We start from the raw sequence: 11,739 nt of genomic DNA on the forward strand, positions 1-11,739 counted from the left end.
AAATAAAATTTCACAAACATCAAAATATGATCTTAGATTATTTTCAAAATCTAATTCTGACATTAAATTATTTCTTGATTGAATATATTTTACTAAATTCTCTCGTAATACTTCTTCAATTTCTGCATCTTTTCCATCATAAGCACCATAAACTTCGGCTTCTATAGCACTAGGATTAAATCCAATAGTAGATGTTGTAATAATATTATCATTAAATCCAAAATCTATTAATGTAAATAATCCTGATGGAGACACAGTATTACTACTTATATTTCCTAATTTCCCTTTTGTAGTTTTTAAATGAATTAAAATATCAGAATATGGAATATATTTTCCATTTATTCCAGATCCAAATTCCAAAATTAATTCATTTTTTGGCGACACTTTGAAAAAAATAACTTTTTCATCAGGAATAGAAAATGATTTATTCTGTCTTAATTCATATTTTTCATAAGTAGTTGAATCACGTTCTTTTACTTCTATATCTAAAGCATAAATAAAATCAGTTAATGCAATAGTATGAACATAATGTGTTCCAAATACATAATTAGTAAGTTTTACACTTTCTTCAATCAAATCATATTGTTTTAAATCTACTATCTTAATAACTGAATTCGAAGGTAATAAAGGAATTATCTCAAATCCATCTTTTGATTTTATTTCGCAATTTATTCTAAATGAATTTGTTGGTAAACCAATTTCTGTCATTACTCTATCAAATATTATTTTATAATCAGCATCTAAATTATAATTTAATTTTTCTATTGATAAATACATTCCTTCGCTTATTACAATTTCTCTTTTTTTAATATTAGTAGCGATTAATGGAAATGAAGTAAAATCAAATTTGAATACGCCTTGAATTACTGAAGGAGTTGCAAATCCAGGGACATATCCATAAACATCCGAATGATAAATTAAATTAGTATTATTAGATGCTGTTACTGGAAATGCTTCTGCAAATAAATTATTATAATAATTCTTAGTATCAAATTGAGTATTACCTAACAATTCAAAAAAAAATCCAATAAATCCCAATCTATTTATATTAACATCATCTACATCTAAATCAGTTTTTAATTGTTTATAATAATACTGAATAAAGTCATCTGGTGTTACTAATGAATTAATGTTATCCATGAATTTGGCCTTCGTTATTTAACACAAATCCGAGTTTGGATTTGATATGCGACTGCACTTATTAATATTTTTCTATACAATTCATTTGAATTATAATTTGGTAATGAACTTCCAATTATAGAATCTGCAATTTTGGCAATTGTATCTGCCGATCTTCCATTAACAATTTCTTTATAAACAATATTTGGATAAAATGAAGGAGAACAAATATTTGATACTTGAATATTAATTCTATATAATGTGCTATACATTAATGTCAACATCACATTTACATTTTCTATAACTTCTGGATTATGAACTGCTGCTATTATTTTGGCTATAACTGGTTTCTCTACATTGGGGAATTTTTCTGATAAAATCAATAGAAATGAACTATCATATGGCGGATATTTATTATTAATTAATGAATCTGTAATATCTGCTATTTCCTTTTCATATGTTTTTATATCAATAGCTGGTGCATTATTATCAGTAATATAAGAATGGCTTGCATATTTTGAAGGAGTATCTACAGGAATTATTGATTGGGTAGCATTTTGAGGAACACTATCAATAGCATCTTGAACAGTGATAATCTTTTTATAAGTATTAGTTATCACTTCATTAAATTCATCATATAACCAATTCTTTTTAGCTGGAACATAATTTCCATTCGAATCTGTAATATAATTTCCATTAGCATCTTGCATAAATTCCAAAACAAACCCTTCATAAGATGCACAAAAATAATTTATATTATACATTATAATTTGATTATCAGTTCTATTACCAAACAAATCTTTAACTGGTAATGATTTTGGAAAAATCCCTGACGCTTTTCCTATATAATTAGGAACATCCATATTTGATTTAAATTTTAAATAATAAAAAGATGCCATATAATCCAATTCTTTCGAATCTATATATTCATCTAATGGAAATTTATTTCCATAAATAATATCTTTAATATAATTAAACCAATCAGAATGAAATCCGTATATCTTTAAAGTTTTATCATCAATATATCTAACAGATAAATCTTGACTAGTAGTAAAACCACTAACATATTGCATTTCACTTCCTGATGATATTTCAATACTTGATGTTTTTAATTCGATATCATTAACATCAAATTCTACAGCAAAAATCATAAAATCTTGAAATCTATCTTTAAATAATATCTCAGGAGTATCATATTCCAAATCTCCTGATAAATGAGGTGGATACATAAAAATTATTGAAAATCCATTTATATCAAAATCATAAGTAGAATCGAAAAATGTTTTATAAAAATATTTAAAAAAATCGCTAATATTTTCTACATCTGCTTTTTTAGTAAGATAATCGAAATAATTTTTGGCTTTTGTTAATAATGAATTTTGAATATTAGTATACAATTGTTGGGTCGGAATTGAAGCTGTATTGTCATTAATCAATATATTATTAGTAGAATCATTTATTGAATCTATAACTGGTTCTATAATAAGTGGGGAATCATTTAATATTTTATTATTATTCCCATATACTATAAAAGGAATATCTTTATTAATTGTAGATGAGGTTACATTATTTATATTAGAATTTAAAGAAATACCTTCAAAATCAGTATATTTTAATTCTAAATTAGTTGCATTATCAAATGATACATTAGCAGATAAATTATCAAATAAAATATTCGGGTTTGATTCTAACTGTACATTATTCAAATAAAATAAAATATTATTATTATCTGGATTTGTGTTTATATTTATAGTGTTATTTTCTATATTATTATATTTAGTACTATTTACTAATACATAACTAGAATCATTATCAAATCCAATATCTTTAATAGTTAAGGTTGGCATTTAATTTTTACCTAAAAATAGCCGCTAAAATAGTTATCTATTCTAGCGGCGGGATTTTTAATTAAAACATATTCTTCTGCGAATATTATAAGATATTGCATAAATTATTAATTTTCTATAAATAGCTTTCTGTGTATCTGAGATAGCTTCATAGTCGAATTTTTTCTCATATTTATTTTTAAATATTTCTATTAATAATTTATCACAAATATTTTTTATATTCACAACATCTTGAGTATGTTTAGATGAAATTATTCGTCTCAATATAACATCTGTATAAAATGTTTGAGAACAAATATCATCTTTCTTAATTCCCATTAATCTTCTGAAAATATTTTGTAGTAATTCATCAATATAATCATTAAAATTTAAATCATGAATACAAGAAACTAATTTAACAATATTTTGTTTATTAATTCCTCTAATTTCAGAAGATAACATATTTAAAAATTCTTCATCATATTTCGGAAAGTGATTCATTACAATAAAATTTGATATATCACTTATTTGATCATCATATGCTGATGAACTAAAAGCACCATCAATATCATAATCTTCTGAAGAAGTAGATCCCGATTTAATTGTACTTATTTTTAAATTATTTTCTTTTGCTTTATAATAGAATGGTTGAAGTCCAGAGGCATACTTTTTTTCTCCAGATTTCAAATTTAAAATAGGATTGGAACGAAATACTTGTTTTACTCTTGCATAACATTGTTCAAATATTCTTTTTGATTCTGTAGAATTTCCTAAATAGGAATTTTTATATTTTTCCCATATAGTAGGTGAAAAATGATTAACTAACATTTCAAAAGGACTATTATGATTTTTAGAAATGAATTTATTATTCATCATAACTGATGTAACATAATTCATAGTATCTGGATCGCAAAATTTAATAGCCCCAATTATCCTACCATTCCAAATTCTAAATAATAATAATGAAAGAGAGTTTTTTGCTAAATCATCCATTCTAAATTTTATTGCACACAAATGAACCAACAATAATATATGATAATATGTATTATTGTGCATATGTGCTTCTTTTGGAACTATCCATTGAGATGCAAATGCTTCCGATATTTTATATAATGGAATTGAATCTATTTTTGAAAAAGTAGCAAGTACTTCTTTTTCTGGAATCATCATTCTCATACAATATCCTTTACTATATTGCCTAACAGCATCAGCATGGACATTGTATATCAATTTTTTATATTCCACATCTAAGTTTCTTAAAAATAGTGAATCTACATTTTTAATATAATTTTCTATTTCGATTACCAATTTATCAATTGGCTTGTCCATGACTCAAACACCAATAGCAATGATTTTTGATAAATCTAAAATATTTTTATTAAAATTTTCAAGATGAAAATTTAATTTTTCACTATCAAAAAATTCTTTATACATTTCAGATTCTTGTAATTCTTTAATTTTCATTTCTGAATAATATGGAAAACTTATTTTACTTAATAAATTTTTAATTAAAATCGTTTTATATGAAAATTCTAAAGAAGTTTTTGGCTCAATTCCTTCATTTTCTAATAAAAAATTCATGAGACATTGAAATTACAACATCTTTATATTTTTTCTCTTTTTCTCTAGAGGTCAGATTATAATATTGTTTTTCAAAATGTTCATTGATAATTCTAGATGATTCTTTATTTAATTCCTCTTTACTAGAATCTAAATCTAATTCTTGAAATCCATAAATTTTTGGCTTTATATTTGCCAATTCATAAATAGATTTCACATCTTCTTCAATTTTACTAATTATAGATTTTGCTACTTGAAGTTGTTCTTCATTTAATACTTTTAATAATGAATAATAAACATTTTCATCAATATTTATTTTTTTAATATATGCAGATTCTGAAAATTCTTCAATTTTACTATTAATTATTGGACGTTTAATCTCACTCATCAATTTTACTTTATCTTCTGCTTTTTTTCTATTTTCTTTAATTCTAGCCAATGCAGACATAGATTTTTCTGTTAAATCATAACGATCTGTAAAATTCATTTTTTCTCACCTTTTAAAACATTTGAATGGCGTTTTTTTGAACTTTAATATAACTACTAATCGAAGTAGAATTTAATTTTAAAGTTCTATTAAGATAATTCCATTTATAATAAATAGTTTTTGTTTTATTATCTACAACTATAATATTTGGAATTTTTAATCTATTGTTTAATAAAGTCATCATTCTTCCAATATCATTATCTGCAGCTTTGATATTGCTGAATTTTTCTTCTTTTCTTTCTGTAGAAACAATCATATTAGAAAAACTTCTATATGCCAATGCATTATATAAACTAAGAATATATTCTGAAGGAACGACCAAAATATAATTTGGAAAACTAAGTGCGTTTTTTCTTTTTATTTCTATTTTACATTTTAATTCTTTAAAATATTCACACAGATGTCCAACGAATGAATAATAGAAACAAAATGAAATCAATTCTGTTAAATTAGAATACACACTTGAAAAAAATCCATTGACTCTTCTAGAATCATTTATTCCAGTTAAAGAATTAAAAACTGCTGGAATACTAGACCCATCCCATATTGCTTGTGGATCATTTCTATTTCTAGTATTTTCAAAAAATGATCGAACTATATTATAAATATTATTATCAATATTATCAATATCATTCGAAGTTACATTATTATTAGAAACTCTAATCATAAAATTAGTTATTAATTTTTTAACAGATATTAAATTGGTAATATTAGTAGTCAAGTCATCCATAAAATCAAGTAAATTTCTCAATGATAAATCTGATAATGAAAGTCTTAATGAATGAATCTTGTCAAAATTTTCTTTAATAGAAATCCTATTTAAATCATTACAAAAACTTTCAATATCTCTAATCATATGTTCGCTATTTTGAGGACTTAATATTTTAGAATCTCCATTTGAAATATTATATAAACCAGCTAATACCGCATTAAATAAATCATCAGAATCATTATCTGTAGTTAAATTAATAAGTGAATCTGCAATATTTTTATATTTTAATGTGAAATCGATATTATCTGTATGTGGATCTACTAACACATAAACTAAAGACTGTAAAATTCTAGTAACATCTTTAGTAATAAATCCCATAAATAAATTAGAAAACTTAGTCATAATTTCTGCTTGAAAATTTCTCAAATCTAACTGAGATGCAGAAATTTGTAATATACTTCCAGATGCTCTGCCTATTCCTACTTCTTCTAACCATCTATTTTCATTGAAAATTGGAGAAATAAATCTAAAGTATTTATCTAAATTATCACCAATTGCATTTTGTAATGCAGAAACATCATTTCCTGTTATAGTAGTTGATTTTGTAAATTCTTTTGGGTCTATTCTTCTTGTTAATCTTTCTTTATTTGGATCGCTGTTACTTAATCCATTAGCACTATTATTATATAATAAATTCATGAAATTATTTCTTGGAATTTTTCTAATATAATTTTTAACTGTTTCTAATGTTGTATCAGATGTTAGTTCCAAACTATCTGCTAAACATAAAAATAATATCCAGAATAATACTTGTGAATCCATTCTAATTTCTTTAGTTCCTAATATTAATGGAACTGTTAATAAATTTTCAACTATAATTGGTGTGGCTATTGGACGCAAATTATCATAAACTGGATCATTGGTTATTTGTAATTTAATAAATTCTTTAAAATTATTCAACTGTTGTTGAATTTCTTCTCTATTATGTAATTGAATCTGTCTTTGATTTAAAGATGCTAATGAAGCCATCATTTGTTGTGCTGGAGTATTATCAGTTATTCCAGCAGGAGCCATATTATTTAAAGATGAATACAATTTAGCAGATGGATTGGTATAATCATTTATTTCATGATTAGAACCACCTAATGATGTAACTGATGATGTTATATTTAAAATATTTGCAGATTTAATTTGTGATGTTATTTGAACTGAAAAAAAATCTCTGAGCAAAGGACCCCATTCTTTTGCAAGAGTTTTATCAATTACAAATGGATATGTGAAAATAAGACTTTCGTCAGTATTTGTTAATCCCGCTGGATTTTTTACCATCTCAAACGGAGATATTCTATTAGTATTTTGTGAACTCAATTTCAATTTGTAATCTCCAACCCCTAAATTAATTAGGGGTATGTGAGCTATGAATTTATTTTACGGTAGAACAAATTTCTTTGAATAAACAAAAGAAACAAGCTTTTTTATCAACATATTTATTAGTCATTTCTGGAATTTGTTTTAATTTTCTATATTTATTCAATTCATTTAATTTATCTACCATTGCTCTTTCCATATTAACAATATTGAATTTAGATAAATCGAGTTCTATAGTTTTTATAAACCAAAACTTATTATTTCTTGATTTTAAAAATTTCTTAAGTCTTTTTGAAAATTCAATATCTTCTTCAATAGATTCCGTTTCTGCAGATACTAATTCATGGCAAATATAAATAAACTGAAGTTGTTCTATTTTATATTTATCTAATTTTGGGTGGTTATATTTTCTAGATTCTCTTTCAGTATAAACTTGTTCTTTAGCTTCATCCAAATGGGTTTCTAACAAATGTTTATATAAAATTGATTGGAATAAATCTTTAGTTCTTGGAAGATTTGTTTTTATAATCTGACTATAATCCGTATAATTACATGATTTTATTTCTACTAATACATTATTATTAATAAGACAATCTAATTTTACAGAAATATTTTCTGATAAAATTCTTAAATAAGTTTCTTGTTCAGTAAATATACTACTAGATTGTACAAATTCATGACATGCTGTTCCTAATCTAGTTCTTAGTTTAACTGGTAACCAAGAATCACTATAATCTTTTAATGGATATTTAAATATTCTAAATAATACCGACCTAATACAATTATGTGCTAAATCATAAGCATTAAATCTTTCAGATGAATCATGAAAATATCGGTTATCTGATGCTGATTTTAGTTTTAATTCTCTAATGAAACTGTTAACATCAAATACTGTTAAAGGTTTTTTAATATCATTATTAATATTTATAGAATCCATCTCTTCAAATTTATTATTTTGTAAACCAGTTAATAGATCGGTAAATTCCATATTTAGAATCTCACTTCTTGTTGATTACTTGGGATAAAATGTTCTCCAACAAATTGTTTAGAAATATCTAACAATGCGCTGTAGTTCCCTTCAGAGGCTGCTTGTATTTTTCTTTCTAAAATATTAACCCATCTGGAATGTAATGTAGAAGCATTAATAATTCTTCTATTTCCAGAATTAAATAAATAATTTAATAAAATTAAGAATCTATCAGAAAGTTCTTTGTAATTTTCTCTAACTTCATTACATGTCCCTATATCCGCTGGTATTCTTCCTAAATCTAAAAGAGTATAAATTTTTGTATTAGCATATATTGTATTTGAATTTTTAATACAATTTATATACAATCCAGCATATTGAGCTATAACTGTAGTTAAAGAATCTAATCCACAATTTACTAAACATTCTAATTGAATTGAATCTAATTTATATTTTCCTTTACCAAATATATTTTTTATCATACCAACAAATCCAGGTTCATCTCTAGTGATTCTTTTAAAACCATCATTAGAATATAAACTATTTAATGCTAATTTTAATGTACTGTTATGTTTTGAATAAAATTCTTCTGGTATTTCGCATTTTGCTAAACAATTATGGTAATTATTACTGATTAATATATTTAAAGATTGAGATGTTTTTGTCATAGAATTTTTAAAAGCAGTAATAGCATTCGAAACTGAATCTTTTAAATTACGATATATTAATGTAATACTAGAGAAAAACCCTGGTTGATCATGTAATAATAAAGTAAAAACATAAAATATCAATCCTAAAGATGTTGCTAATACTCCTAATTCTAATGACAATGCCATGTTACTTTCTTCTACAGATTCATATCTATCATCAATTAATGAATATAAAAATTTCTGTTGATTTGATTTTGATATAGAATGAAGATAATTATACATATTATAATCTTGTGTTTTTAATTCTTCTAAATGTTCAATTATCAAATATTTTATATTATTTCTTTCGATTTCATCAATTCCTCTATCAGAGATATATGATTCAATCATTAAATTAATAAATTGTCTATTCATCTAAAATTATAATTCCGGCGGCGCATCCAAAGAATGACTATTTTCAATAAATCTAAATAGCCCCTTATGAATTCTTTCTTGAATAGATATATCTAATGCCGAATCAAAAATTCTTCTAAATTCTGGTTCGGTTTCATATTTTTCTTTTAATTTTTTTTCAGTGAATTTATCACTTTTTTCAATAACTTGTCCAGTACTTGGATTAATTATAGTAATAACTTTACTTCTTTCTTCTGCATTAATAGCTAGTGGATATACTAATTTTTCTGCTTTGTTTCCAGTCATCTTCTTTTCTGTTCTAGTCATTTCTGACATAAACAAATATTCACTATATAATGGAATTACACCATATTTTTTATCAAAAACAATAGGAACTTCTCCACCAGATGGGGCTAATTTATTCTTTTCCATGCGAACACTAATAACATGCCCATCTACTCCAAATCCATCATTAGCATATAATGTTGTTAATTTCGATAAATACATCCATTGTTTTACAGCATGTTGGAATGATGAAACATTAGTTGCAGATTTATAATTATTGAAAGTCCCAACAGATTTTTCATCTTGCGGAGCAAATTTACTTTGAATTTTAATATTGCTTCTAATTTGATCAATAATTAAAAAACTTATTCTATTCATCATTATAGTTTGTTTATATTTATTAATAAAATATGTCAATTCTCTTGCTTTATATCCAATAATTTCATTAGGATCATCGGATGTTATTTCTTTTGAACTTGGAGTTGCAGCAATAGAATCCCAAATAATTAATACTTTTACTTCAAAATCTGATAATTCTTTTGATTTTGATTTAATTGCATTTTCAAAATCATATTTTACTTTTACAGTTTTATCAATAAATTCAAATACTTGATTCAATGTCATTATACTTGGAATATATGACACTCTAGTAGTATCTAAATCAAATGTTTTCATTCTATTTTCAAAATATTTACTATTTTCAATATTAGAAGAACCTTCAATATCTAAATATACAATAACTGAATTTTTATGAGTTTTTTGAAATACTGATGCAAATTGAAAAGCAATTGTTGATTTTCCAGTTTCTGGAGTACTTGATAATATAATCGGAGAACTAGAACACAATCCATTTCCTAATAATGCATCTAAATGTCTTATTCCAAAAGGAGTAACAATTGGAGGAGGTGCTATAGTATTTCCAAAATTAGAAAGAAGAATATTATCAAAAGTAGTTTTTAATCTAGCTGTTAATTCTGTTTCCATATCTGACATTTGAAGGTTCTCTCATTGTTAAGGTTACAATTTGTATTTTTCATCATCTTTAAATAAAGAATTCATATCAAAATTTTGTATAGATTTAAGCACATCATCATTTGATGGTGGCGCATCATCATCATTAATTTTTTTCATTTCCAATTCAATTAATTTTACAGATTTATATTTTAAATCTCCTTCTTGACCTCTATATTTTTGTCTTAAATCAATTAAAACTGCTAAATTGCTATAAAAAGCAGATAATAATTTCATTAATTCATTATATACTCCATACGTTTTTGCTTTATCTGCTCCTTGAACTGTTGCAATTATACCGAGTATATTTTGTAATTGCAATTTCAATTCTACTATTTTATCTTGTACATCATTAATTTTAAGTTCAATATATTTGATATCATTACTTAGATTTGAAAAATTAGAATCGAATTTAGTATAAATTTCTTCAGACATAATCAAGCTCTTTAATTTCTAGATTATTAAGGATTATAGAAAGAAAATCTTTAAATTGAGGAATAAATATTTTAGTATCTATTGCCAATATCGATAGAGTATAAGGATCAATAAATTCGCCATTTGTTAATGAATATTCTAAATTTTTAGAAATAGATTCTGCCATTATTGTAGAATATTCTTCGCCTATCATTGGCGTTATTTTAATAAAAACAGATTCATAAATTATATTTTTTATCAAAGCACGTTCATAATATGAAAATTTTTTTTTATTATTAAAAATTTTAATTGATCGTAATAATTTATATATCAATGGGGTTTGTTCTTTTAAACTATCCAATTCTTTATTCATATCTAAATTATATTTTAATGTTAATAACTTACTATCATAAATTACATTTTTTTCTACTATTATAGAATATAGTTTTTGAAAATCATTAGGTAAAATCTTAGTTTTTATATCTGTAATATTAGAATTTATTCGTTTTAATACTTCTGATTCATTACAGAGAATGTAAATTTGCGATAATTTTATTCCATCTTCGAATAACTTATATCTATTAGAATTAAGCATTTGTTCTGTCAGACTCGGTATGAATGTATCATCATCTATCACCCCAGTTGCAGTTTGAATATATAAAAAAATTATATACTTTATAGAAGATTCATAATATTCGTTATAAGTTTCTATAAGTAAAATTGGATCTATATCTAAAAACATTCCTTTTAAAAATATTTCAAATATTACTAATGGTTCTATTTCATATAAAACATCTTTTAATAATAAATTTATTAATTTTAAAAAATATGTTCTAACATAAGGAAAATTTACTATAATATATTTTAATAATATATCAAAATATTCTGGTCTGTTTTTTATTAAAATTGCAAATTTATGAACTTGATAAATTCCAGATGCTATTTTG

11 protein-coding genes are annotated in these 11,739 nt (G+C 24.0%); all 11 read right to left on the bottom strand.

From position 1 onward, the window contains the following. Positions 1–1,140, bottom strand: a 1,140-nt coding sequence (locus IPH62_19485; protein ID MBK7107455.1) for a hypothetical protein, incomplete at its 3' end; no start/stop codon positions are given. Between the two features lie 14 nt (positions 1,141–1,154). Further along, positions 1,155–2,966 (bottom strand): hypothetical protein, encoded by a 1,812-nt coding sequence (locus IPH62_19490; GenBank protein ID MBK7107456.1) that lies wholly within the window; start codon positions 2,964–2,966, stop codon positions 1,155–1,157. Between the two features lie 57 nt (positions 2,967–3,023). After that, entirely contained in the window at positions 3,024–4,274 is a 1,251-nt protein-coding gene (locus tag IPH62_19495) for a hypothetical protein (protein MBK7107457.1), read from the bottom strand. 3 nt (positions 4,275–4,277) lie between these two features. Further along, a complete protein-coding gene (locus tag IPH62_19500) occupies positions 4,278–4,526 on the bottom strand; it encodes a hypothetical protein (GenBank protein MBK7107458.1) in 249 nt (82 codons plus the stop codon). Next, a complete protein-coding gene (locus IPH62_19505) occupies positions 4,504–4,992 on the bottom strand; it encodes a hypothetical protein (protein ID MBK7107459.1) in 489 nt (162 codons plus the stop codon). The genes IPH62_19500 and IPH62_19505 overlap by 23 nt, the downstream gene beginning before the upstream one ends. A 13-nt stretch (positions 4,993–5,005) precedes the next feature. After that, positions 5,006–7,072 carry a hypothetical protein gene (locus IPH62_19510; GenBank protein MBK7107460.1) on the bottom strand — a complete coding sequence of 689 codons (2,067 nt, stop codon included), beginning with the start codon at positions 7,070–7,072 and terminating at the stop codon, positions 5,006–5,008. A gap of 55 nt (positions 7,073–7,127) precedes the next feature. Then, positions 7,128–8,060: a hypothetical protein gene (locus tag IPH62_19515; GenBank protein ID MBK7107461.1), complete on the bottom strand. Its 933-nt coding sequence runs from the start codon at positions 8,058–8,060 to the stop codon at positions 7,128–7,130. A gap of 2 nt (positions 8,061–8,062) precedes the next feature. Beyond that, positions 8,063–9,103, bottom strand: coding sequence for a hypothetical protein (locus tag IPH62_19520; protein ID MBK7107462.1), 1,041 nt, complete (start codon positions 9,101–9,103; stop codon positions 8,063–8,065). A 6-nt stretch (positions 9,104–9,109) separates the two neighbouring features. Then, positions 9,110–10,360 (bottom strand): hypothetical protein, encoded by a 1,251-nt coding sequence (locus IPH62_19525; protein MBK7107463.1) that lies wholly within the window; start codon positions 10,358–10,360, stop codon positions 9,110–9,112. Between the two features lie 24 nt (positions 10,361–10,384). After that, positions 10,385–10,813 (bottom strand): hypothetical protein, encoded by a 429-nt coding sequence (locus IPH62_19530; protein MBK7107464.1) that lies wholly within the window; start codon positions 10,811–10,813, stop codon positions 10,385–10,387. Next, positions 10,806–11,739, bottom strand: a 934-nt coding sequence (locus tag IPH62_19535; protein ID MBK7107465.1) for a hypothetical protein, incomplete at its 5' end; no start/stop codon positions are given. The genes IPH62_19535 and IPH62_19530, both read right to left, overlap by 8 nt.

The organism is Ignavibacteriota bacterium (genome assembly GCA_016708125.1).
In the GTDB taxonomy this organism is placed as follows: Bacteria; Bacteroidota; Ignavibacteria; order Ignavibacteriales; family Melioribacteraceae.

Coding starts and splice junctions, on each gene's coding strand:
- IPH62_19490 (MBK7107456.1), bottom strand. CDS start 2,966: ATGCCAACCTTAACTATTAAAGATATTGGATTTGATAATGATTCTAGT.
- IPH62_19495 (MBK7107457.1), bottom strand. CDS start 4,274: ATGGACAAGCCAATTGATAAATTGGTAATCGAAATAGAAAATTATATT.
- IPH62_19500 (MBK7107458.1), bottom strand. CDS start 4,526: ATGAATTTTTTATTAGAAAATGAAGGAATTGAGCCAAAAACTTCTTTA.
- IPH62_19505 (MBK7107459.1), bottom strand. CDS start 4,992: ATGAATTTTACAGATCGTTATGATTTAACAGAAAAATCTATGTCTGCA.
- IPH62_19515 (MBK7107461.1), bottom strand. CDS start 8,060: ATGGAATTTACCGATCTATTAACTGGTTTACAAAATAATAAATTTGAA.
- IPH62_19520 (MBK7107462.1), bottom strand. CDS start 9,103: ATGAATAGACAATTTATTAATTTAATGATTGAATCATATATCTCTGAT.
- IPH62_19525 (MBK7107463.1), bottom strand. CDS start 10,360: ATGTCAGATATGGAAACAGAATTAACAGCTAGATTAAAAACTACTTTT.
- IPH62_19530 (MBK7107464.1), bottom strand. CDS start 10,813: ATGTCTGAAGAAATTTATACTAAATTCGATTCTAATTTTTCAAATCTA.